Consider the following 22268-nt stretch of genomic DNA (forward strand, 5'->3'; position numbering starts at 1 on the left):
CGGGCGGACGCTAGCCGAAGAAGACGCCGACCTCCTCGTACAGCTTCGGGTCCACGGTCTTCAGTCTGGCCGTGGCCTCCCCGATCGGAACGCGGACGATGTCCGTGCCGCGCAGGGCGACCATCTTGCCGAAGTCGCCCTCGCGGACGGCGTCGATGGCGTGCAGGCCGAACCGGGTGGCGAGCCAGCGGTCGAAGGCACTCGGGGTGCCGCCGCGCTGGATGTGCCCGAGCACGGTGGTGCGGGCCTCCTTGCCGGTGCGCTTCTCGATCTCCTTGGCCAGCCACTCGCCGACGCCGGACAGGCGCACATGCCCGAAGGAGTCCAGCGACTGGTCCTTGAGGACCATGTCGCCGTCCTTGGGCATGGCGCCCTCGGCGACCACCACGATCGGGGCGTAGGAGGCCTTGAAGCGGGAGGTGATCCAGGCGCACACCTGGTCGAGGTCGAAGCGCTGCTCCGGGATGAGGATGACGTTGGCGCCGCCCGCGAGACCGGAGTGCAGGGCGATCCAGCCGGCGTGACGGCCCATCACCTCGCAGACCAGGACGCGCATATGGGACTCGGCGGTGGTGTGCAGCCGGTCGATGGCCTCGGTGGCGATGCCGACGGCGGTGTCGAAGCCGAAGGTGTAGTCGGTGGCGGACAGGTCGTTGTCGATGGTCTTCGGCACGCCGACGACCGGGACGCCGTACTCGTCGGTGAGGCGGGCGGCGACGCCGAGGGTGTCCTCGCCGCCGATCGCGATGAGCGCCTCGACCTCCAGCTTGGCGAGGTTCTCCTTGATGCGCCGGATGCCGTTCTCCTGCTTGAGGGGATTGGTGCGCGAGGAGCCGAGGATGGTGCCGCCGCGGGGCAGGATGCCGCGCACGGCGGGGATGTCGAGGCGGACGGTATCGCCCTCCAGAGGTCCTCGCCAGCCGTCCCGGAAGCCGACGAAGTCGTAGCCGTACTCCTGCACGCCCTTGCGGACGATGCCCCGGATGACGGCGTTGAGCCCGGGGCAGTCGCCGCCTCCGGTCAGTACTCCGACCCGCATGGAAATGTCCCTTCGCCGCGGTTGCCTGGTGACAGCCACGCTAATGGTGATCCACGTCACAGAGGGATGGGCGGGACCGGCAATTCCGGTGAATCAGCGCGCGGTTGGTTTACTCGTCGTCAAGTCCGCGCTCTATGGCGTACCGAACGAGTTCCACCCTGTTGTGCAGCTGGAGCTTGCCGAGGGTGTTCTGGACGTGGTTCTGGACCGTGCGGTGGGAGATGACCAGGCGTTCGGCGATCTGCTTGTAGCTCAGGCCCTTGGCCACCAGGCGCAGCACCTCGGTCTCGCGGTCGGTGAGCTGCGGCGCCCCCGGCTCGTCGGTGCCGGGGGCGGGCGCCGGTTCGGAGGCGAGGCGGCGGTACTCGCCGAGGACCAGTCCGGCCAGGCCCGGCGTGAACACCGGGTCGCCGACGGCGGTACGGCGCACCGCGTCCAGCAGTTCCTCCGTGGACGCCGACTTCAGCAGATAGCCGGTCGCGCCGGACTTCACGGCCTCCAGGACGTCCGCGTGCTCGCCGCTCGCGGACAGCACGAGGACCCGCAGGGCCGGGTTGTGCCCGACGAGTTCCTTGCAGACCTGGACGCCGGGCTTCGCGGGCAGGTTCAGGTCCAGGACGAGGACGTCGGGGCCGGCGGCCTTGGCCCGGCGCACGGCCTGGTCGCCGTCCCCGGCGGTGGCGACGACGTCGAAGCCGGACTCGGTCAGGTCGCGGGCGACGGCGTCGCGCCACATGGGGTGGTCGTCGACCACCATGACCTTGATCGGGTCCTGCCGCTCACTCATCACCGCTCCGCCTTCACGCTCTTGGGTACCTTCAGTTCGACCTCCGTGCCCTGCCCGGGCACCGAGATCAGCTCGGCGCTGCCGCCGAGGTCGCGCAGCCGGCCGCGGATCGACAGGGCGACCCCGAGCCGCCCCTCCCCCTCGGCCTGGGCGAGCCGCCCCTCGGGGATGCCGGGTCCGTCGTCCCGTACGGTCACCACGACCTCGCCGGGTTCGTCCTCGACGAGGATCCACGCGCGCGCGTGCTCGCCCGCGTGCCGGCGGACGTTGTCCAGGCAGGCGCCGACGGCGGCGGCCAGTTCCCGCGCGGCGGCCGGCGGCAGCGGCACCGGCGCGCCGGGCTCGGCGAAGCTGACCCTGGCGGCCGCGTACGGGGCGAGAAGGGTCCGCAGATCGACGGGACCGTCCTCGTCGGGCTCGTCCACGGCGCGTACGACCGCGCCCTCGGCCGCGTCCTGAGAGGCCCGGGAGACCGGAAGCAGCCCGCCGGAGACCAGGGTGCGCAGGGCGACCTCCTGCTCGCCCGCCATCCGGCCCAGTTCGGCCGCCTCGCCGCCGATGACCAGGCCCCGGCGCTGCACCATGGCCAACACCTGCAGGACCCCGTCGTGGATGTCCCGGGCGAGCCGCTCCCGCTCCCTCGTCGCGGCCTCGATCTCCAGGGCGCGGGCCAGGGTGCGCTCGGAGGCACGGGCCACCTCGACGACGTAGCCGATGGCGATGGAGGCGACCCAGACCAGGATGACGTTGTGGACGGTGTCGCGGGCCGGGGCGCCGCGCTCGATGAGGTTGGCGGCGGCGACCGGGGTGGAGGCGAACGCGGCCCAGCGCCAGCCGCCCTTGATGGCGTAGGCGAGGACCGAACCGGCGGTCCATATCGACGGCAGGGTGGGACCGCCGCTGTGGATGTGCGCGTCGTCGGCGGCGAGGGGGGTCAGCAGGATGCCGGTGAGGGCGATGGCGAGGTCGACGGCGAGGAAGCGCTTGGTGCAGGCGGCCGCGTTCTGCACGCGGGGCAGGGTGGCGAGGGTCCAGACGAACAGGACGCAGTAGTAGACGATGGCGACGCCGGGGCGGTCGTACTCGTCGTAGGCGGTGGCGAACAGCCCGACCGCGTACAGCATGGTGAGCACCCGGTACGCGGTCAGCGCCCGCCACAGCGGCTGCTCCACCGACATCTTCAGCACGCGCTCGCGCTTGGCCAACTCCCCCACCCCCACAGCCAGGAGCCTAAGCCCCGGACTTGTCCTTCTTGGCCTGTTCCCTGGGCTGTTCCTTGGCCTGTTCCTTGGCTTGTTCCTTCTCGGCCTTCGCCGCCTCCGCGATCTGCCTCTTGGCCGCGGTGGCGTATATGTCGACGTACTCCTGGCCGGAGAGCTTCATGATCTCGTACATGACCTCGTCGGTCACCGCGCGCAGCACGAAACGGTCGTGCTCCATCCCCTGGTAGCGGCTGAAGTCGAGGGCCTTGCCGATGCGGATGCCGGGACGCATGATCTTGGGCATGACCTTGCCCGGCGGCTGGATCTTCTCCGTGTCGATCATCGCGACCGGGACGACCGGGGCGCCGGAGGCGAGCGCCACGCGCGCGAGGCCGCCGGGCTTGCCCCGGTAGAGGCGGCCGTCGGGCGAGCGGGTGCCCTCCGGGTAGATCCCGAACAGCTCACCGCGCTCCAGGACCTCCAGACCGCTCTTGATGGCGGCCTCGCCCGCGCCGCGCGCGCCGGAGCGATCCACCGGGAGCTGGCCGACGCCCTTGAAGAAGGCGGCCGTCAGACGGCCCTTCACTCCGGGCGTGGTGAAGTACTCGGCCTTCGCGATGAAGGTCACCTTGCGGTCGAGGACCGCGGGCAGGAAGAACGAGTCCGAGAAGGACAGGTGGTTGCTCGCCAGGATCGCCGCGCCCTCGGCGGGCACGTTCTCCAGGCCCTCCACCCAGGGCCTGAAGGCGACCTTCAGCGGTCCCCCGATAGCGACCTTCATCGCGCCGTACAACAACCGAGTGCCTCCTGTTTGTCGTCGATCAGACCTTAACCCGCCCCGCGCGCAAAGGAGCCGACGGCCCTGGTCGGTGTCAGTGCCGTCGCGTACGGTGAAGCACATCTGGACTTCACGTCACTCTCATGAACCGTCCCTCTCATGAACAGGAGACCGATGGTGCCGGTCCTTCCTGGAGCCGAGCCGTTCCGCCACGAGGGCGGGGAGGTCGGCGTCCTGCTCTGCCACGGGTTCACGGGCTCGCCCCAGTCGCTGCGCCCGTGGGCGGAGTACCTCGCCGAGCACGGCCTCACGGTGTCGCTGCCGCTGCTGCCCGGGCACGGCACCCGCTGGGAGGACATGCAGCTCACCGGCTGGCAGGACTGGTACGCGGAGGTGGACCGCGAGCTGCGCGCCCTGGGCGAGCGCTGCGAGCGCGTCTTCGTGGCCGGTCTGTCCATGGGCGGCGCCCTGGCGCTGCGGCTGGCGGCCCGGCACGGTGACGCGGTCAGCGGCGTCGTGGTCGTCAACCCGGCGAACAAGGTGCACGGCCTGTCCGCGTACGCCCTTCCGGTGGCCCGTCATCTCGTCCGTACGACGAAGGGGATCGCCAGCGACATCGCCCTGCCGGGCAGCGCCGAGCTGGGGTACGACCGGGTGCCGCTGCACGCGGCGCACTCCCTGAGGAACTTCTTCCGGCTGGTCGACCGCGAGCTGCCGCAGGTCACCCAGCCGCTGTTGCTGTTGCGCAGCCCGCAGGACCATGTGGTTCCGCCGGCCGACTCCGCGCGCGTGCTGAGCCGGGTCTCCTCGCGGGACGTCACGGAGATCCTGCTGGAACAGAGCTACCACGTCGCGACGTTGGACCATGACGCGGACCGGATCTTCGAGGAGAGCCTCGCGTTCATCGGCCGGCTCGCACCCAGTGTCGGCAAGGAAGGGACGGCCGCTGGTGGCTGAGCACGACTCGGATCGCGAGGACCGCGAGCCGGAGGATCAGGGCGTCCCGTTCGACGAGGACGCCGCGTGGGCCGCGATCGTCGCGGGTTACGGCGAGGAGCCGAAGGACCCCCCGGGCACGAAGCCGTTCAAGTCGGTCGAGGATCTGGCCCTGCTGGATCCGGAGACCAACGACGAGAAGCCGGCTGACGACAAGGCGGACAAGGGAGACAAGGGAGAGAAGGGGAACGAGGAGGAGAAGCAGAGCGGACCCGCGGGTCCGCTGGGCAGCTCCATCTCCTTCGCCCCCGGCGTCGGACCGCGCGACTACGCGGCCCGGGAGCCGTCCGAGGACGACTTCGACGAGGACGACGAGGGGCATTTCGTCCCGCCGGAGCCACCGCCGCTGCCCGACGCCGACGTGACCGCCAAGTTCGCCTGGCTGGGCGTCATCGGCGGCCCCGTGCTGATCCTGCTGGCCGTGCTGTTCGGCTGGGACATGACCTGGTGGCTCACCACACTCGGCATCGGCGGCTTCCTGGGCGGCTTCGCCACGCTGGTGATGCGCATGCGCACGGACGACGACGAACCCGAGGACCCGGGCCGCGGCGCGGTGGTCTGACGCCCCGCCCGCACACGATCGAGGGCCCGCCCGGACACATCCGGGCGGGCCCTCGTCTGCGTGATGGAACTCGATCCGCCGCTGCGGCGAAGAAGAGGTGACAACACGAAGCAGCCCAAGCCTTCGAGGCGTTGACACCACAGAGAGGAGCCCCGATGACCGTCGGACCGGGCGTCGGCACCCGCGCGGAGGATCGCGGGGAGAGTGACGCCCGTGTGATCGAGCGGTCCCGGGACGAGCCCGAGCTCTTTGCCGTCCTCTTCGACCGGTACGCCGACGCCGTGCACCGTTACGCGGCCCGGCGGCTCGGCACGGAGGCGGCGGAGGACGTGATGGCGGAGACCTTCGTCACCGCCTTCCAGAGACGCGGGACCTACGACCTCACGCGTGCCGACGCCCGCCCGTGGCTGTTCGGCATCGCGACCAACCTCGTGGGCCGGCACCGCCGGTCCGAGGCACGCCGGTTCCGGGCGATCGCCCGCCTGCCGGAGCCGGTGGAGCACGAGGAACCGGTCGCGGAGCGCGCGGTCGCCAGGGCCGGTGCCACGGGGGTGCGCCGGGAACTGGCGGCCGCGCTGGGCGGGCTGTCCGCCCGGCATCGCGATGTCGTCCTGCTGGTGGCGTGGGCCGGCCTCGACTACGAGGAGGCCGCCGAGGCGCTCGACGTGCCCGTCGGCACCGTCAGATCGCGGCTGCACCGGGCCCGCGGCAGACTGCGCGAAGCACTGGGCGGAACCGATCCGACGGCTTTCCGGGAGGCGGACGCCCATGCGTGACATCGACGAACTGCGCGAACTGAGGGGCTTCGACCCGGGGACCTCCCCGCTGGACGAGGAGACCAGGCACCGCGCCCGGGCCCGTCTGCTCGCGGCGATGGACCGGCCCGCCGCCCGGGTACGGCCCCGCCGCCCCGTGCTGCGCATCGCCCTGACCGCCGGTCTCGCCGCCGCGGTGGCCGCCGGTGTGCTGGTCGCCGTACGGGACGACGGGGGAACACGCACCCACCGCACGGCGAGACCGCCGGCCACCAGCGCACCGGCCATGCAGAACGTCAGCGCGCGGACCGTGCTGACGAAGGCGGCCGCCTATCAGCGGTCGCACGAGCAGCAGGCCGCTCCGCGCGACGACCAGTACATCTACTCCAAGGAGATCATCAAGGAGACCGAGCAGGGCACGGGAACCACGAAGACGTACGTCGACGAGGACTGGCGGTCGGTCGACAACTCGAAGCCGTCCTGGGTGATGGAGATCGGCAAGGGCTGGTGGTCGCCCCCGCTGAAGAAGAACGAGGGGGTGTGGCCGACGCAGGACTGGACGCGGCTGTCACAGCTGCCGACGGACCCCGACAAACTGCTCAGGGCCATGCGCGATCCGTTCGACAGGACGCCGGACTACTCGGAGCCCATCAAGGCCGACGACTGGTGGATGATCGACTTCAGCCTCGAGGGTCTGCTGTACCGGGTCCCGGTCATGCCGCCAGGACTCCGGGCCGCCGCGTACGAGGCGCTGGGGAAGATCCCGGGAGTCAGGGCGACACCCGGGGTGAAGGACGCCCGTGGGCGCGTGGGCATCGGGATCACCTACAGCGTCAAGGGCCGACCGAGTCTCGGCACGATGATCTTCGACCCGGAGACGTACGCGTTCCTGGGCTTCCGGGACACGCGCACGTCCGGTGACGGCAAGGACAAGAAGACGTACATCCAGCTGTCGTACCTGGACAGCTGGGCGGTCGTCGACAAGGTGAAGGTGCGGCCGGCCGCCGGGGGCTAGCCGGGGATCCTCAGGGCGGCCAGGACCGGGAGGTGGTCCGTGGCTGTCCTCAGGTCTGTCTCGGTGACGCCGGGGAGGCCAAGGGGGACGCCCGCGCCGAGCACCTGGATGCCCTTGGTGGCGAAGATCGCGTCGATGCGCTGGAACGGGGTGACCGGGGTGAAGGTGTACTCGCTGCCCCAGGGGGCGGTCGTCCAGCAGTCCTGGAGGTCGGCGGCCAGGCGCTGGAAGGTGCGGCCGGTGGGACGGTCGTTGAGGTCGCCGCCCGCGATGGCGTGGTCCACACCGAGGCCGGCCAGCCGGTCCAGGAGCATGCCGGCCTGGTCGTAGCGCTCGTTCTGCTCGAGGGAGAGGTGGCAGCTCAGCACGCCGACGCGGACGCCGCCGAAGCGGACGACCGCGGTGGCGAAGCCGCGTCGGTGCTGACCGGGGGTGAGCGGGAGCAGGACGTCCTCCGTGCGCTCGACGGTGGCCCGGAGGCCGCAGAGGATCGCCGGTCCCGCGGCGGTGCCACCGCCGGTGAGGATGACCAGGCCGGAGGCCGAGGCCAGGCGGGCGAGCTTCTTGCGCCAGCGGAAGAAGCGCGGGGCTTCCTGGATGAGGACCAGGTCGGGGGCGCAGGCGGTGATGACGCGGGCGAGGGCGTCCGTGTCGTCCCGCATCGAGCGGATGTTGTAGCTCAGGACGCGGAGGACGGCTGAACCGTCGGCCTCGGTGCGGGAGTTCGGGAGCGGCTCCATGTGGATCAATCTACGCCCCAGGGCGCGGGGTGCGAGGCTTGTGGGCGGCCAACCGTGTACGCGGCCGGGGGACGCCCACGCGGCGAAGCCGCGCCTCGACACAGCCCCGCGCCCCTGACGGGCGCGTTCACGAACGTCCGGCTACATGATCGGGTCGGGTTCGCGGGCCAGGTCCGCGGCGCCCACCATGCCCGCCTCGTTGCCGAGCTGGGCGGCGATCACGTCGGCCACCGGGCGCCAGTTGCCGCCCACCAGCCAGCGCTTGTAGGACTTGCGGATCGGGTCGAGGACCAGTTCGCCCTCGTCGGAGAGGCCGCCGCCGACGATGAACGCGGACGGGTCGAACAGGGAGGCGAGGTCGGCGAGACCGGCACCGGCCCAGCGGGCGAGTTCGCGGTAGGAGTCGACGGCGACCGGGTCGCCCTGCCGGGCGGCCATGGAGATGTGCTTGCCCTCGATGCCCTCGGGGCTGCCGTCCCCCAGGCCGAGCAGGATCTCGGCGTTCTCGGGGGTGGCGTTGGCACGCTGCTTGGCGTATCTGACCAGGGCGCGTCCGGAGGCGTACTGCTCCCAGCAGCCCTGCGAGCCGCAGCCGCACAGCAGGCCGTCCGGGACCATCCGGATGTGCCCGAACTCGGCGGCGACGCCGAAGTGGCCGCGGCGCAGCTTGTTGCCGATGATGATGCCGCCGCCCAGGCCGGTGCCGAGCGTGATGCAGATGACGTTGCGGTGGCCCTTGCCGGCGCCGAACCTGTACTCGCCCCACGCGGCCGCGTTCGCGTCGTTCTCCACGACGACCGGGAGGCCGACGCGGGCCTCGACCTTCTCCTTCAGCGGCTCCTGGCGCCAGTCGATGTTCGGCGCGAAGTAGACGGTGGAGCGCTGCCGGTTCACATAACCGGCCGCACCGATGCCCACGCCGACGATCTCGTGCCCGGCGCGCGCCCCCTCGACGGCGGAGGCTATGGCGTCCACGATGCCCTCGGGCGTGCCCGGGGTCGGCACCTTGAAGGTCGAAAGGATGTTGCCTTCCTCATCGACCACGCCGGCCGCGATCTTCGTGCCGCCGATGTCGACGCCGATGGTGAGTCCCATGAATCCCTCAGTTTCGGTCGAGCCCCGCTACGGCCAACCGTACCCGAGGCCCTGCCGCCGGGGTTCAGGCGTCCGAACGCTGGGCGGCCCGGCGGCCACTGGGGGGTGTCAGTCCAGGTCGATGCGCTCGCCGGGCCCGGTTCCCTCGCCCTTGTCGCGGCCCTCGTCCCGGCTTGCGTCGAGATCCTTGTGCAGATCGGTCGGCCGGGTCGCCCAGCGCTGCTCCTGGGCCTGGACCGCGGAGCGGTACGCGGCGAGCAGTTCGTTGCCCGCGGCGGCCAGGTGGTCGAAGACGTCCGGGTTGCGTTCCACGACGGGTTCGACGGCTGCCCGGGCCTGCTGCACGACCTGCTTGACCACCTGCTGGGCTGCGGGCCCGGCGACGGCGCCGAACAGCGGTGACTGGATCGACGACAGCTTCTCGGAGACGGTGTCGACCAGCTTGCGCAGTTCCTCGGCGGCCGAGACCGGCGGCCGGCCGTACTCGGCACGACGGCGGGCCTTCTCCGCGGCGAGGTCCTCGGCGACCGCCGTCGCCCAGGCGTCGGCGTCGGTGGCCCGCGTCTCGCGGGCGGCCTCGTTCTCACCGGGATCCGACGGGGGGAGCTGTTCGCTCATGACGGACTCCTGACTACGGTTCGTCCCTACGACGTTACCCGAACGGCCGTACGTCGTTCAGGCCCTGTCGGGCCACAGACCGGGGTCCGGCGTGAAACGGATGCGCAGTTCGCCGTCCCGCAGGGCCGCGCCGGAGACGGTGCAGCGGCGCAGCGCGGACGGCAGCGCCACGATCCGGCGGAACGGGCCCGCGGTGACGACGAGTTCGTCCCCGCGCCGGATCAGGTCCAGGTCGTCGCGCGCGACCCCGGGCAGCGGGATGTGCCAGACCAGCACACCGTCCTCGGTGAGCCGGTCGAGGACGGGCCACTCGACGGTGGACGTCGTCCCGTTGACGCCGGGGACGGACAGGGCGGCGAGGTCGTCCGTGCCGCGCGGGTCACGGCCGAGGTGCGGGACCTGCCGTACGTCGTACGACTCCCGCCACTCCTCCAGCGCCTTGCGCTGCTGGGCGACGAGACCGGCCGGCCATTCCTCCGGTGCGACCCGGTTCGCGACCAGGGCGTCGGGACGCAGCCCGCGCAGGGCGAGGCCCAGCACGGTCTCGCGGACGGCGTCGCCGCCGGCCGGGCCGGGTTCGGCGACCAGCCGTACGGCGGTGTGCCGGTCGGCGAGGACGGCCGCGACGGCGGCGAGTTCCGTGTCCCAGCGCGCGGCGGTGTCGTACAGCCACTCCGAGGGCATGGGCACCCCGGCCAGCCGGCCGAGCACCGGGCGCAGGGCGCGGGCCGCCTGTCGCTCGGGCGGGAGCAGGCGGCGCAGATAGCGGCGCAGTTCCTCGGGTAGCGCGAGGAGGGCGAGGGCCTGCGGGGCGGGCGGGAGGTCGACGACCAGCAGATCGAACCGCTCCGACAGGGCGGCGTCGCGCAGGGCCCGCAGGAGGGTGAGCTCCTCGGCTCCGGGGAGGGGGGTGACCTCCTCGCCGTCCAGCCGCGAGGCACCGAGGAGATCGAGGACGCCTGCGGCCCGTTCCTGGAAGGCGGCGAGGTCGTCCCGGAAACCGGCGACCGCGTCGGGACGCCAGACGCTGAGGTGGGAGGAGACGGGGAGGGGGGCCGGGCCGGTCGTCGCGCCGAGGGCCGCCCCGAGGGTGTCGGTGCGGTCGGCGCCGAGGAGAAGGGTCCGGGTGCCGTCGCCCGCGGCGCGCAGCGCGGTCGCGGCGGCGACGGTCGTACGTCCGCTGCCGCCGGGACCGGTGATCAGGAGAGTGCGCATGAGGGTGAACGGTACCTTCGCGCGCCGCCCTCAAACCGCCGTGACTACTTCTCCCCCGACTCCACGCGCTTCTTCAGCCCTGCCAGCGCCCGGTCGATGATGACCTTCTCGGCCTTCCGCTTGATCATCCCGAGCATCGGGATCTTCACGTCCACCGTCAGCCGGTAGGTGACCTCGGTGGCCCCGGCGCCGGCGGGCTTCAGGATGTACGACCCGTCGAGGGAGCGCAGCATCTGGGACTTGACCAGCGTCCAGGACACCTCGTTGGCGCCGGTCCAGGTGTACGCCAGGACCTGGTCGTCCTTGATCGCGCCGGCGTCCATCACGAGCCGTACCTGCTCGGCCCGCCCCTGCGCGTCGGTCGCGAGGACCTCCGCCTCCTTGACCTCGCCGGTCCAGTCCGGGTAGCGCGCGAAGTCGGCGATCACCCCCATGACATCGGCCGGTGCCGCCTCGATCGTGATGCTCGAGCTGGTGTGTTCCGCCATCGCCGTGGCTCCTCCAGATGCGGGCCGGTGAGAGATCGTCGTGCGCACGTGTGTGCAGCGTGAAGGCTACCGCGCGCCCGACCAGGCGACTTCACCCGGATCGGGCAGTTCACCATTCGAGTGCCCAGGGCTTCCCGGTGCCGGCGAAGTGCCCGACGTTCACACACTCCGTGGCCCCGATCCGCATGCGCCGCACCAGGGGTTGGTGGACGTGGCCGAAGAGCGCGTACCGGGGCCGGGTGCGGCGGATCGTCTCCAGCAGTGCCCGGCTGCCGCGCTCGAAGCGCCGGGCCACGGTGTCGTAGACGAGCTCGGGCACCTCCGGCGGGATGTGCGTGCACAGCACGTCCACCTCGCCGACGGCCGCGAGCTTCGCCTCGTACTCCTCGTCGTCGATCTCGTACGGCGTCCGCATCGGCGAGCGCAGGCCCCCTCCGACGAACCCGAAGGTCCAGCCGCCGATCTCCACCCGCTCCCCGTCCAGCACGGTCGTGCCGGGCCTCGCGTACTCGGCCCAGAGGGACGGCATGTCGACATTGCCGTAGGTCGCGTACGTCGGTGTCGGGAAGGCCGCGAACATCTCGGCGTACTGCCCCCGCACCGCTCCCTCGATGGCGGTGGCCCGGTCCGTGTCGATGCCGCTCCACAGCCGGGCCCCGAACGCGCGCGCCTCCTCGAAGCGGCGGGCGGTGCGCAGCTCGACGATCCGATCGGCGTTCTCCCGGCCGAACAGGTCGGGGAAGATGCCGCGCGAGTGGTCGGCGTAGTCGAGGAAGAGGACCAGGTCACCCAGGCAGATCAGGGCGTCCGCGCCGTCGCCGGCGCGGGCCAGGTCATGGGCGTTGCCGTGCACGTCGCTGATCACGTGAACCCGGGTCCTGCCGCTGCCGGCCGGTGTGGATGCCATGACGATCAAGCGTAAGGGTGTGGGGTGTACGTGAACAGAGCCGTCGGGACCTGCGGTTACTGGCTAGTCAGTCAGCGGGTCGACTACCGTACACAGAGCAACACCCATCTGTGTGACGCAGCGAACATCTCGCCGGGACCCCCTGTCGAAGAAGCCATACCGGCGGGTAACGTCCGGGCAGTCCAGTCGTGCTCAGGATTTCAACGAGTGATGTCCCGAGCACCTGCCCGAGCCTTGGACGCACCGTCGCATCGCACAACGTCGTGGCGCCGGCGCCTTATTAGGAGCAGCAGTCTTGCGCGAGTTCAGCCTTCCGGCTTTGTACGAGGTCCCTGCGGACGGCAATCTCACCGACATCATCCGCAGAAACGCCGCGCAGCATCCCGATGTGGCCGTCATCGCCCGCAAGGTCGGCGGCGCGTGGCAGGACGTGTCGGCCACGGCGTTCCTGGCCGAGGTGCACGCCGCCGCGAAGGGCCTGATCGCCTCCGGCGTCCAGCCCGGCGACCGGGTCGCCCTGATGTCCCGCACGCGGTACGAGTGGACGCTGCTGGACTTCGCGATCTGGAGCGCGGGCGCGGTCACCGTGCCGGTGTACGAGACCAGCTCGCCGGAGCAGGTGCAGTGGATCCTCTCCGACTCAGGCGCGACCGCGGCCCTCGTCGAGCTGGACAACCACACCGCCGCCGTCGAGTCGGTGCGCGACCGGCTGCCGGCCCTCAAGCACCTGTGGCAGATCGAGGCCGGCGGGGTCGAGGAGCTGGGGCGCCTCGGCAAGGACGTCAGTGACGCGACCGTCGACGAGCGCAGCTCGCTGGCGCGGGCCGACGACCCGGCGACGATCGTCTACACCTCCGGCACCACCGGCCGCCCCAAGGGCTGTGTGCTGACCCACCGCAGCTTCTTCGCCGAGTGCGGCAACATCGTCGAGCGCCTGCGGCCGCTGTTCCGCACCGGCGAGTGTTCCGTGCTGCTGTTCCTCCCGCTCGCGCACGTCTTCGGCCGGCTCGTGCAGATCGCCCCGATGATGGCGCCGATCAAGCTGGGCACCGTCCCGGACATCAAGAACCTCACCGACGAGCTGGCGTCCTTCCGGCCGACGCTGATCCTGGGCGTGCCGCGGGTCTTCGAGAAGGTCTACAACTCGGCGCGCGCCAAGGCGCAGGCCGACGGCAAGGGCAAGATCTTCGACAAGGCCGCGGACACCGCGATCGCGTACAGCAAGGCGCTGGACACGCCCTCGGGGCCGTCGCTGGGCCTGAAGATCAAGCACCGGACCTTCGACAAGCTGGTCTACAGCAAGCTGCGGGCGGTGCTCGGCGGCCGGGGCGAGTACGCCATCTCCGGCGGTGCCCCGCTGGGCGAGAGACTCGGCCACTTCTTCCGCGGCATCGGCTTCACGGTGCTGGAGGGCTACGGCCTGACCGAGTCCTGCGCGGCCACCGCCTTCAACCCCTGGGACCGTACGAAGATCGGCACCGTCGGGCAGCCGCTGCCGGGCTCGGTGATCCGGATCGCGGACGACGGGGAGGTGCTGCTGCACGGCGAGCACCTGTTCAAGGGCTACTGGAACAACGAGGCCGCCACGGCCGAGGCGCTGACCGACGGCTGGTTCCACACCGGTGACATCGGCACCCTCGACGAGGACGGCTACCTCCGGATCACCGGCCGCAAGAAGGAGATCATCGTCACGGCGGGCGGCAAGAACGTCGCTCCGGCCGTGATCGAGGACCGGATCCGCGCGCACGCGCTGGTCGCGGAGTGCATGGTGGTGGGCGACGGGCGGCCGTTCGTGGGCGCGCTGGTCACCATCGACGAGGAGTTCCTGGGCCGCTGGGCCGCCGAGCACGGCAAGCCCGCGGGTGTGACCGCGGCGTCGCTGCGTGAGGACCCGGATCTGCTCGCGGCGATCCAGGACGCGGTCGACGACGGCAACGCCGCGGTGTCGAAGGCGGAATCGGTGCGGAAGTTCCGCATTCTGTCCTCCCAGTTCACGGAGGAGTCGGGCCACCTCACGCCCTCGCTGAAGCTCAAGCGCAACGTGGTGGCCAAGGACTACGCGGACGAGATCGAGGCCATCTACCAGAAGTAGCGGGCCACTCGGGTCAGGTGTCCTCGGCGAGGACCCGGGTCATCGTGCGCTCGGCGAGCGCGGTGATGGTGACGAACGGGTTCACGCCGATGTTGCCGGGCACCAGCGAGCCGTCGGTGACATACAGCTTCGAATAGCCCTTCACCCGGCCGTAGTTGTCGGTCGCCTGGCCCAGCACGCAGCCGCCCAGCGGGTGGTAGCAGAAGTCGTCGGCGAAGACCTTGCTGGAGGAGCCGAACAGGTCGTAGCGGTAGATCGTCGCGTTGGCCGAGTTGATCCGGTCGAAGAGCTTCTTGGCCATGGCGACGGACACCGCGCTCTGGGCGGCGGTCCAGCCCAGCTTGACCCCGTCGCTCGCGGAGTCGTAGGTGAAGGCCGCCCGTTGGGGGTTCTTGGTGATCGCCAGATAGAGGCTGACCCAGGTCTCGAACCCGATGGGCAGCGGGGCGATCTCCGCGAAGACCGGGTTGTCGGTGTTGGCCCAGTCGTCGATGCCCATGACCGGCATGGTCGACTGGTTGGCGCCGGTGGTGTCCCAGATGTGGTTGGCGCGGCCGAGCATGGTGTTGCCGTTGGGGCCCCAGCCGGCGCCGACGCTGGAGTTGAGGGCGGGCAGGGCTCCGGTGTCCCGTGCCCGGACGAGGAGTTCGGTGGTGCCGAGGCTGCCGCCGCCGAGGAAGAGGTACGTGCAGCTGTACTGCTTGGTCTGCACGACCTTGCCGGTGACGTCGATGCGGTCGGTCGTCAGCAGCCAGCTCCCGTCGCTCGCCCGGTGGACGGCCTTGACCCGCTCCATGGTGTTGATGGTGACGTTGCCGGTGCCCAGCGCGGACGCCAGGTAGGTCTTGTCGAGGCTCTTCTTGCCGTAGTTGTTGCCGTAGATGACCTCCTGCGCGAGCGCCGACTTGGTGGCGGTGCCGGCCGCCTCGCGCTGCATGTAGCCGAAGTCGTAGACGTTCGGCACGAAGGTGGTCTTCAGCCCGGTGTTGTCGGCGGCCTTCCGTGACGTGCGGGCGAACTGGTACCACTCGGTCGACTCGAACCAGGCGGGGTCGATGGTGTTGACGCCGAGCATGGCGCGGGCGCGCGGGAAGTAGGTGTTGTACATCTCCGTGGCGTTCACGGTGGGGAACTGCTCGGTGAAGTACGACTGGAGCGGGGTGACCGCCATTCCGCCGTTGACCAGGGAGCCGCCGCCGACACCGCGTCCGACGTACACGGACATGTTGGCGAAGTGCACGCGGTCCAGGACGCCGGGGTAGGGGGTGATGTCCTTGTTGACGAGGTCCAGCCACAGGAAGGTGGCCAGCGGGGCCTCGGTGCGGGACTTGAACCACATGGAGCGCTGGTCGGGGTTGGCGGTGTTGCAGAAGATCTTGCCGTCGGCGCCGGGGGTGTTCCACAGCTGCCCCATCTCCAGGACGAGCGTGCGGATGCCGGCCTGGCCGAGGCGCAGGGCGGCGACGGCACCGCCGTATCCCGAACCGACCACGATGGCGGGCGCGTTGTCGACGGAGGCCGCTTCCTCGGCCGCCTGCGCCGACTGCAGACCGATCCGGGTGAGCCCGGCCGCGGCCGCGCTCTGCAGGGCGATCATGCCCAGTATTTGACGTCTCGTCAGCTGATGCTGCGTCAGTTTCGCTGTCATGCGCGCAGCATCGGCGGATTATCGGCCTCCGGCTATAGCAACGTCTTCAACTTTTCCGCCAACAAGTCCCAGCGCCACTTCTCTTCCACCCACTCGCGTCCCCGCTCCCCCATGCGTCGCCTGAGTTCCGGGTCGGAGAGCAGGACGGTGATCCGTTCGGCCGTCTCCTCGGGGGAGCCGCCGCGGACCACCCAGCCGGTCTCGCCGTCCAGGACGGCGTCGGGGGCGCCGCCGGAGTCGCCGGCCACGACCGGCAGGCCCGTCGCCGACGCCTCCAGGTAGACGATGCCGAGCCCCTCGACGTCGAGCCCGCCCCGGCGGGTCCGGCAGGGCATGGCGAAGACGTCACCGGCGCCGTAGTGGGCGGGCAGCTCGGACCAGGGGACGGCGCCCGTGAAGCGCACGGAGTCGGCGACACCGGTCTCACGCGCCAGCTTGCGCAGCTCGCCCTCGTAGGGCCCGCCGCCGACGATCAGCAGCACCGCGTCCGGCTCGGCGGCCAGGATCCGGGGCATGGCCAGGATCAGCGTGTCCTGCCCCTTGCGCGGCACCAGCCGGGACACGCACACGACCACCGGCCGCTCGGTCAGCCCGAGCCGCGCCCGGACCACGTCACCGCCCGAGGCGGGGTGGAAGACCTTCTCGTCGACGCCGGGCGGCAGCTGCACCATCCGCCCGGCCGCCGCGGGCGTCAGCGCGGAGGCGATCCGCGAGCGCGTGTACTCGCCGAGGTAGGTGATCGTGTCCGTGCCCTCCCCGATCCGCCGCAGCAACTGCCGCGCGGCGGGCAGCTGGGCCCATCCCGCCTCGTGGCCGTGGGTCGTCGCCACCAGCCGCTCGGCGCCGGCCCTCCTGAGCGCCGGCGCCATCAGCCCGAGCGGCGCCGCCGCCCCGAACCACACCGACGTACAGCCGTGCTCGCGCAGCAGTCCGACGGCCGTCCGGGTGGCCGCGGGTGTCGGCAGCAGCATGGTCGTACGGTCCCGGACGACGGTGAAGGGCTGCTCGGCGTCGAAGGCGCGGGTCGCCTCGACGCCCTCCCTGCCCCGCTTCCAGGTGGAGGCGTAGACGACCAGCCGCTCGGGGTCCAGCCGCAGCGCCATGTTGTGCAGGAACGCCTGGATGCCGCCGGGGCGGGGCGGGAAGTCGTTCGTCACGATCAGGGTCTTGTGCATCGCCGCCGACCCTACCGGGCGCGTCCGCACAGGTGCGCTCGGCCGCGTTTATGGCAAGTTCACAGCCGGGCAGGACATCATGTTCTCCTCAAGACGAACAGCTGGCCGAAGGGGCTCGGGTGGACATTGCGGGTGCGAGGCGGTCCCTGGCGGGGCTGCTGGTGACCTGGTGCCTGACCAGGGTGGTCCTGCTGCTGTTCGTCTTCAAGGTGTGGATCTTCCCGGGCCCGGACGTCACCAGCGACGTCTCGGTGATCTACCGGGGCTGGTACGAGGTGCTGCGCACCGGTACCTTCCCGCACGCCGACGTCACCTGGCAGTACCCGCCCGCCGCGGCCCTCGCGATCCTCTCCCCGGCGCTGCTGGCCTTCCTGCAGTACGCGTCGGCCTTCTTCGTCCTGGCCTGCGTGGCCGACCTGGCCGTCCTCGCCCTGCTGCTCTACGCGGGCCTGCGCCCCGGCAAGTCGCTGCGCGGGGCCTGGATGTGGGTGGCGGGCGTGCCGCTGATCGGACCGACCGTGTACGCCCGCTACGACGTGATGGTCACCGCCGTCGCCGTGGCCGGGCTGCTCGCCGGGGCCCGGCGGCCCCGCGTGATGGGCGTCCTGGTCGGGTTCGCGGCGATGCTGAAGGTGTGGCCGGCGCTGCTGCTGCTCGGTGCCCGCAAGCGGGCCGCGTGGGCCTGGACGGCGGGGACGGTCGCCGTGGTGGCGGGGCTGTTCGCGGTGTCGATGCCGGGGGCGTTCTCCTTCCTGACCTTCCAGAGCAACCGGGGCACCGAGGTGGAGTCCCTCGGCTCGCTCGTCTTCCATGTGGCCCGGCACTACGGCTGGGACGGCCGGGTGCTGTTCAACTACGGCTCGATCGAGTTCGTCGGCCCCTGGGTGAACGCCGTCAGCTCCGCCGCCCTGTTCCTGACCGGCGTGGCCTTCGGCTGGCTGCTGCTGTGGCGGCTGATGGCGACCCGGTTCCTGCCGGGCACGCTCGCCGACGCGGCGTTCACGGCGGTGCTGATGTTCACGGTCACCAGCCGGGTGATCAGCCCCCAGTACATGGTGTGGCTGGTCGGTCTCGGGGCGGTCTGCGTGTGCTTCCGGGGCACCCGGATGGGGCTGCCCGCACTGCTGGTCCTCGCGGCCTGTCTGGTGACGGTGCTGGAGTTCCCGCTCTGGTTCCAGCACGTCGTCGCGAGCGACCTCCTCGGGGTGACCCTGCTGATCCTCCGCAACGGCCTCCTGGTCGTCGCCGCCGTCTGTGCGGCCGTGCAACTGTGGCGCTCGACGGTCTCCCACACCCCGGTCCCGCCCCTGCCCGCGCAGACAACCCGCCCCAAGGAGACCTCGACGTCCTCGTGACGCGCGGTCCGGCCGACGGGCGATCGGGACGGACACCGGCGGCCGGGGCGGTCGTCAGTCCCCGCCCCACCGCTTCACCCCTCGCACGGACCCCCGATCGACACCGCTGCGCCGCCTCGCAGCCGCACGCCCCCGCGACACCGGGCGGCCCGCGCGAACGGCACCGGTGGATCAGCCCAGTTGAGCCTTCAGATACTCCCGCCACTGCTCGGTGAACTTCGCCTGCGTCGTGCCCAGGACCTTCTTCATCGCGTCCTCCACCGAGCCGGCCCGCCCCGGATGGTCGCCCACCGCCCGGTAGAACTGCCCGAGGCGCTTCTGGCCCCACCGGTCGGCGATCATCCGGCAGGCCAGCCAGCCGCCCTCGTAGGCCTGCGCGAGCTTCGTCGCGTCCCCGCTGAAGCCGAAGTCCTTGTCGGCCGGCAGCGCGGCCGGCACCTGTCCGTCGTCCACCGAGCGGGCCAGCTCGGGCGCGGCCTGGATCGCGGTGCGGCCGGTGCCGAGGTAGCCGATCCAGTCGGCGTAGCCCTCGGACAGCCACAGCGGGGTCGCGGCCGTGGTGTGGGCGCGGGTGGCGACGTGGGTGGTCTCGTGGGTGAGCACGACCTGCTTGCCCAGGGTGCCGAGGACGGCGTACGCGTCCGGGTTGACGATGATCCGGTCCGCGGGCGCGTCCGGCGGGCCGCCCACCTCGCCGGTGGTCACCGCGGCGATGCCCCGGTACTGCGAGGCCGGTGAGCCGAGCAGCCCCGCCATGCCCTCCACGGACTTCGGTACGAGGATGAACACGTGCCGGGCCCAGTCGGTGCCCCACGCCCCGCTGACGGCCGGGACGGCGTGGTCCGCGAGGTCGGCGTAGACGTGCAGCTGCTCGCTGGACTGCCCGACGCCGAGGACGAGGCTGCGCCTGCCGCGCATGACGGTCACCTCGCCCTGGTCCCACAGCTGTTGGGCGGACTTGCGGGCGGGGGCGTCGGCGTCCACCCGCCACTGCCCGTCCGAGCCCCGGGAGAGGGTGAGGGTGCGGCCGGCGGTGACGGGGGCGTTGTCGTACCCCTGGACCCGGTACCGGAGTTCGGCGTCGGCGGTGGCCTCGTCGCCGTGCCGGTGCAGGGCCGTGACGCGGTAGGACCAGGAGGCCAGCGGCACTCCGCGGAGGTTCTCGAACCAGCCGAGCGCACCGGTCCTCAGGAAGGCCGTCCGGTCGCGGTCGAGGACGGCGGCGGACCGGCGGTCCAGGACCCGCTGCAGATCCGTCCTGGCCGTGCCGTCGGGAGCCTGTCCGCCGCAGCCCACCAGGGAGACGAGCAGCAGAACGAGCGCCACGACACCCGAACCCCACACCCGCCCACGACCGCCAGCCACTTCCCGATCGTACGGCCGACCGGGCGCGGGGCGTCAGACCCTCGTGACGGAGGACACCGGCATCATGGTGACGCGGTCGTAGCGCACGGGGGCGCCCGGGTAGGGCGCGTGGATCACCTGGCCGTTGCCCACGTACATCGCGACATGGCTGGCGTCCGAGCGGTAGACGACCAGGTCGCCGGGCTGCGCCTGGGAGAGCGGGACCTGCCGGCCGGCGAACCGCTGCTCCTGCGAGGTGCGCGGCAGATGGACGCCGGCGTGCGCGTACGACCACTGCATCAGGCCCGAGCAGTCGAAGCCGGAGGGGCCGGTCGCGCCCCACACGTACGGTCTGCCGAGCGCGGAGCGGGCGGCGGCGATCGCGGCGGCCGCGCGGGCGTCGGGCGGGACGACGCCCGAGAGGTCGGGGATGCCGCCGCCTCCGGAGCGGGAGGCACGTTCGTAGGCGGCACGCTGCCCGAACGGCAGGGAGTTCAGCAGCTGTCTGGCCCTGGCGAGCTTCCGCTCGACGGTCTTCTTGTGGGCGGCGACCGCCGTGCGGCTCTTCTGGAGTTCGGCGAGCTTGCCGGCCGCCTCCGCGCGCTCCTGGGCGAGTTCACGCATCGCGGACCGCAGCTCCCGCAACTGGTCCGCCTGATGGACGCTGATCCGGTCGAGCGTGGAGGCCTTGTCGAGGTAGTCGGCCGGGTCGTCGGAGAAGAGCAGGGCGACGGTCGGGTCGATGCCGCCGGAGCGGTACTGGGCGCCGGCCAGCGAACCGAGCGCGTCCCGCATGGTGTTGACGCGCTGCTGCTGCCGGGCGATGCCGTCCTGCGCCTGACCGACCTCGCGGCGCAGCGTGGCGGCGGTCTCGTCGGCCTTGTCGTAGGCCTGGGTCGCCTTCTCGGCCTCCTCGTAGAGGCGGTCCACCTCGGCCCTGGTGTCGGTGTGCGGCGCGGCGTCGGCCGGCACGGCGCCGAGGGCGGCGGTCGCCGCGGACAGGACGCACAGGGCGGCGCCGGCACCTCGGTTGAACCCGGACGTCGGTACAAGGCGGCGATGGGACCCCACGGGAAGCCGCGCTCCTTCCGCTGACGACAAGGACCGCTTCCCCGCGCGGCGGGGAAACGCGGCAGACAGTAGCCGCGCGGTAGGGGGTCGGCCAAAGACCTCGGCGGGCACGCACAGTGACGCCCCGCCTCTGACGCAGGTCATCGGCGGGGCGTGGGGTCAGCGGGAGGTGCCGTAATTCGCCCGTTCGGGCGGCACCCGGAGCGTCAGCCGACGCGGACGCCGAACTGGAAGGGCATGTTGCCGATCGACTCGTAGCGCACGACGGTGCCGGTGCGCGGGGCGTGCAGCACCATGCCGTTGCCCGCGTACAGGCCGACGTGGTGCAGGTCGCCGTAGAAGAGGACGAGGTCGCCGACCCGGAGCTGACTCTCGCTGTAGATCCGGGTGCCGGCGTTGGCCTGCTCCTGCGAGGTGCGCGGGATGGTGACGCCGGCCGCGGCGTAGGCGCGGGAGGTCAGACCGGAGCAGTCGAAGGAGGCCATACCGGTGGCGCCGTAGGAGTACGGCTTGCCGAGCTGGCCCTGGGCCCACTGGAAGGCGGCTGCGGCACGGCCGGAGGCGGCGGTGCTGTTGCCGAGGTCCACGCGCTCGTTGGCGTCGCGGTTGGCGCGGGACTGGTCGGCGTTGAGGGCCGCGCGCTCGGCGGCGGTCAGGGAGTTGAGGAGCTTCTGCGCCTGGGCGAGCTTGGCCTGGACCGCCTTCTTCTGGGCGACGAACGCGGCGCGGGTGGCGGAGAGGTCCTTGAGCTTGCCGGAGGCCTCCGCGCGCTCCTGGGCGAGCTCGCGCTGCTTCTCCTCGATCTTCTTCAGCGCCTCGACCTGCTGGGCGCTGAGCTGGTCGGCGGTGGAGGCCTTGTCCAGGTAGTCGTCCGGGTTCGACGACAGGAACAGCTGCAGGGAGGAGTCGATGGAGCCGCTGCGGTACTGGGCGGCGGCCGCCAGGCCGATGGAGTCGCGCAGGGCGTTGAGCTCCTCCTGGCCCCGGGCGACGTCGTCCTGGATGGTGGAGATCTCCTTCTGGAGCTTCTGCTCCTTCTCCTTGGCGCCGTTGAGCTTCTCGGTGGCCTGCTCGGCCTGCTCGTAGAGCTTGTCGACCTTCGCCTTGACCTCGTCCTTGGACGGCTTCTCGCTCGGCGCGGCGTTGGCGGCCTGAGCGCTGATGGCAACGGCGGCAGCAGCGGCGGTGGTGAGCACGGTCACGCGCGTGCGACTCGGCTGCTTGGGTCGACGGTGGGACGCCACGGAGGTGAACTCCTTCTTTTGAGTGATCACCCGCTCGGAGGTTCGAGGCCAGACCCTAGTGACCTTCCTGTGATCAGATCAAATCCTCACACCAAAAAATCCCGTCACGCAATGCATTCTTTGCACACAACTCACATGGGGT

General features: G+C 71.3%; 21 protein-coding genes. 6 read left to right on the forward strand and 15 right to left on the reverse strand.

From position 1 onward, the window contains the following. Positions 1-10 precede the first annotated feature (10 nt). The 4 genes from ACWCQ1_RS07000 to ACWCQ1_RS07015 all read right to left on the reverse strand — a co-directional run bounded on the left by ACWCQ1_RS07000 (position 11) and on the right by ACWCQ1_RS07015 (position 3824). The gene (locus ACWCQ1_RS07000; RefSeq protein ID WP_133042880.1) at positions 11-1039 is read right to left on the reverse strand and encodes a 6-phosphofructokinase; all 1029 of its coding nucleotides are present in this window, start codon (positions 1037-1039) and stop codon (positions 11-13) included. A 109-nt stretch (positions 1040-1148) separates the two neighbouring features. Further along, positions 1149-1826 carry a response regulator gene (locus ACWCQ1_RS07005; protein ID WP_207929731.1) on the reverse strand — a complete coding sequence of 226 codons (678 nt, stop codon included), beginning with the start codon at positions 1824-1826 and terminating at the stop codon, positions 1149-1151. Then, positions 1826-3031 (reverse strand): MacS family sensor histidine kinase, encoded by a 1206-nt coding sequence (gene macS, locus ACWCQ1_RS07010; protein ID WP_358595338.1) that lies wholly within the window; start codon positions 3029-3031, stop codon positions 1826-1828. Before macS ends, ACWCQ1_RS07005 begins: the two co-directional genes overlap by 1 nt. Before the next feature lie 25 nt (positions 3032-3056). Further along, positions 3057-3824: a lysophospholipid acyltransferase family protein gene (locus ACWCQ1_RS07015; protein ID WP_451026009.1), complete on the reverse strand. Its 768-nt coding sequence runs from the start codon at positions 3822-3824 to the stop codon at positions 3057-3059. Positions 3825-3983: 159 nt separating this feature from the next. Here ACWCQ1_RS07015 and ACWCQ1_RS07020 point away from each other — a divergent pair, with 159 nt between their 5' ends. From ACWCQ1_RS07020 to ACWCQ1_RS07035, 4 genes are all read left to right on the forward strand, one after another. Beyond that, on the forward strand, positions 3984-4763 hold the full coding sequence (locus ACWCQ1_RS07020) for an alpha/beta hydrolase (RefSeq protein WP_133043095.1): 780 nt from the start codon (positions 3984-3986) through the stop codon (positions 4761-4763). After that, positions 4756-5364, forward strand: a complete 609-nt coding sequence (locus ACWCQ1_RS07025; RefSeq protein WP_358595257.1) for a hypothetical protein — start codon at positions 4756-4758, stop codon at positions 5362-5364. Before ACWCQ1_RS07020 ends, ACWCQ1_RS07025 begins: the two co-directional genes overlap by 8 nt. Positions 5365-5519: 155 nt before the next feature. After that, positions 5520-6140, forward strand: coding sequence for an RNA polymerase sigma factor (locus ACWCQ1_RS07030; protein WP_133042883.1), 621 nt, complete (start codon positions 5520-5522; stop codon positions 6138-6140). Beyond that, positions 6133-7134, forward strand: a complete 1002-nt coding sequence (locus tag ACWCQ1_RS07035; protein WP_358595260.1) for a CU044_5270 family protein — start codon at positions 6133-6135, stop codon at positions 7132-7134. Before ACWCQ1_RS07030 ends, ACWCQ1_RS07035 begins: the two co-directional genes overlap by 8 nt. Here ACWCQ1_RS07035 and ACWCQ1_RS07040 read toward each other — a convergent pair. From ACWCQ1_RS07040 to ACWCQ1_RS07065, 6 genes are all read right to left on the reverse strand, one after another. Next, positions 7131-7874 (reverse strand): endonuclease/exonuclease/phosphatase family protein, encoded by a 744-nt coding sequence (locus tag ACWCQ1_RS07040; protein ID WP_358595263.1) that lies wholly within the window; start codon positions 7872-7874, stop codon positions 7131-7133. The genes ACWCQ1_RS07035 and ACWCQ1_RS07040 overlap by 4 nt on opposite strands. Positions 7875-8015: 141 nt before the next feature. Beyond that, positions 8016-8969, reverse strand: coding sequence for an ROK family glucokinase (locus ACWCQ1_RS07045; protein ID WP_133042886.1), 954 nt, complete (start codon positions 8967-8969; stop codon positions 8016-8018). A gap of 108 nt (positions 8970-9077) precedes the next feature. Next, positions 9078-9587 (reverse strand): DUF5304 domain-containing protein, encoded by a 510-nt coding sequence (locus tag ACWCQ1_RS07050; RefSeq protein WP_133042887.1) that lies wholly within the window; start codon positions 9585-9587, stop codon positions 9078-9080. Positions 9588-9644: 57 nt separating this feature from the next. After that, positions 9645-10802 carry an ArsA family ATPase gene (locus ACWCQ1_RS07055; protein WP_358595267.1) on the reverse strand — a complete coding sequence of 386 codons (1158 nt, stop codon included), beginning with the start codon at positions 10800-10802 and terminating at the stop codon, positions 9645-9647. A 44-nt stretch (positions 10803-10846) separates the two neighbouring features. Beyond that, positions 10847-11290: an SRPBCC family protein gene (locus ACWCQ1_RS07060; protein WP_133042889.1), complete on the reverse strand. Its 444-nt coding sequence runs from the start codon at positions 11288-11290 to the stop codon at positions 10847-10849. A gap of 109 nt (positions 11291-11399) precedes the next feature. Then, positions 11400-12197, reverse strand: a complete 798-nt coding sequence (locus ACWCQ1_RS07065) for a metallophosphoesterase family protein (protein WP_451026010.1) — start codon at positions 12195-12197, stop codon at positions 11400-11402. Between the two features lie 295 nt (positions 12198-12492). Here ACWCQ1_RS07065 and ACWCQ1_RS07070 point away from each other — a divergent pair, with 295 nt between their 5' ends. Further along, positions 12493-14289, forward strand: a complete 1797-nt coding sequence (locus ACWCQ1_RS07070; protein WP_133042891.1) for an AMP-dependent synthetase/ligase — start codon at positions 12493-12495, stop codon at positions 14287-14289. A gap of 13 nt (positions 14290-14302) precedes the next feature. Here the strand turns inward: ACWCQ1_RS07070 and ACWCQ1_RS07075 are convergent, their stop codons facing one another. Next, positions 14303-15937: a GMC oxidoreductase gene (locus ACWCQ1_RS07075; RefSeq protein ID WP_451026011.1), complete on the reverse strand. Its 1635-nt coding sequence runs from the start codon at positions 15935-15937 to the stop codon at positions 14303-14305. Positions 15938-15969: 32 nt separating this feature from the next. Next, positions 15970-17112 (reverse strand): glycosyltransferase family 4 protein, encoded by a 1143-nt coding sequence (locus tag ACWCQ1_RS07080; RefSeq protein ID WP_133042893.1) that lies wholly within the window; start codon positions 17110-17112, stop codon positions 15970-15972. Between the two features lie 119 nt (positions 17113-17231). On the opposite strand from ACWCQ1_RS07080, the gene ACWCQ1_RS07085 reads away from it, so the two are divergent. Beyond that, on the forward strand, positions 17232-18467 hold the full coding sequence (locus ACWCQ1_RS07085; protein WP_207929733.1) for a glycosyltransferase 87 family protein: 1236 nt from the start codon (positions 17232-17234) through the stop codon (positions 18465-18467). 171 nt (positions 18468-18638) lie between these two features. Here ACWCQ1_RS07085 and ACWCQ1_RS07090 read toward each other — a convergent pair whose 3' ends face one another. The 3 genes from ACWCQ1_RS07090 to ACWCQ1_RS07100 form a co-directional block, all read right to left on the reverse strand. Beyond that, positions 18639-19832 (reverse strand): hypothetical protein, encoded by a 1194-nt coding sequence (locus tag ACWCQ1_RS07090; RefSeq protein WP_358595280.1) that lies wholly within the window; start codon positions 19830-19832, stop codon positions 18639-18641. A 33-nt stretch (positions 19833-19865) separates the two neighbouring features. Then, positions 19866-20882 carry a C40 family peptidase gene (locus tag ACWCQ1_RS07095; RefSeq protein WP_358595283.1) on the reverse strand — a complete coding sequence of 339 codons (1017 nt, stop codon included), beginning with the start codon at positions 20880-20882 and terminating at the stop codon, positions 19866-19868. Between the two features lie 206 nt (positions 20883-21088). Continuing rightward, entirely contained in the window at positions 21089-22126 is a 1038-nt protein-coding gene (locus tag ACWCQ1_RS07100) for a C40 family peptidase (RefSeq protein WP_133042896.1), read from the reverse strand. Positions 22127-22268: the final 142 nt, after the last annotated feature.

The sequence above is a fragment of the Streptomyces sp. NPDC002144 genome, assembly GCF_053593695.1.

Coding starts and splice junctions, on each gene's coding strand:
- ACWCQ1_RS07055 (WP_358595267.1), bottom strand. CDS start 10,802: ATGCGCACTCTCCTGATCACCGGTCCCGGCGGCAGCGGACGTACGACC.
- ACWCQ1_RS07045 (WP_133042886.1), bottom strand. CDS start 8,969: ATGGGACTCACCATCGGCGTCGACATCGGCGGCACGAAGATCGCGGCC.
- ACWCQ1_RS07080 (WP_133042893.1), bottom strand. CDS start 17,112: ATGCACAAGACCCTGATCGTGACGAACGACTTCCCGCCCCGCCCCGGC.
- ACWCQ1_RS07035 (WP_358595260.1), top strand. CDS start 6,133: ATGCGTGACATCGACGAACTGCGCGAACTGAGGGGCTTCGACCCGGGG.
- ACWCQ1_RS07005 (WP_207929731.1), bottom strand. CDS start 1,826: ATGAGTGAGCGGCAGGACCCGATCAAGGTCATGGTGGTCGACGACCAC.
- ACWCQ1_RS07040 (WP_358595263.1), bottom strand. CDS start 7,874: ATGGAGCCGCTCCCGAACTCCCGCACCGAGGCCGACGGTTCAGCCGTC.
- ACWCQ1_RS07075 (WP_451026011.1), bottom strand. CDS start 15,937: ATGACAGCGAAACTGACGCAGCATCAGCTGACGAGACGTCAAATACTG.
- ACWCQ1_RS07000 (WP_133042880.1), bottom strand. CDS start 1,039: ATGCGGGTCGGAGTACTGACCGGAGGCGGCGACTGCCCCGGGCTCAAC.
- ACWCQ1_RS07050 (WP_133042887.1), bottom strand. CDS start 9,587: ATGAGCGAACAGCTCCCCCCGTCGGATCCCGGTGAGAACGAGGCCGCC.
- ACWCQ1_RS07065 (WP_451026010.1), bottom strand. CDS start 12,197: ATGGCATCCACACCGGCCGGCAGCGGCAGGACCCGGGTTCACGTGATC.
- ACWCQ1_RS07060 (WP_133042889.1), bottom strand. CDS start 11,290: ATGGCGGAACACACCAGCTCGAGCATCACGATCGAGGCGGCACCGGCC.
- ACWCQ1_RS07030 (WP_133042883.1), top strand. CDS start 5,520: ATGACCGTCGGACCGGGCGTCGGCACCCGCGCGGAGGATCGCGGGGAG.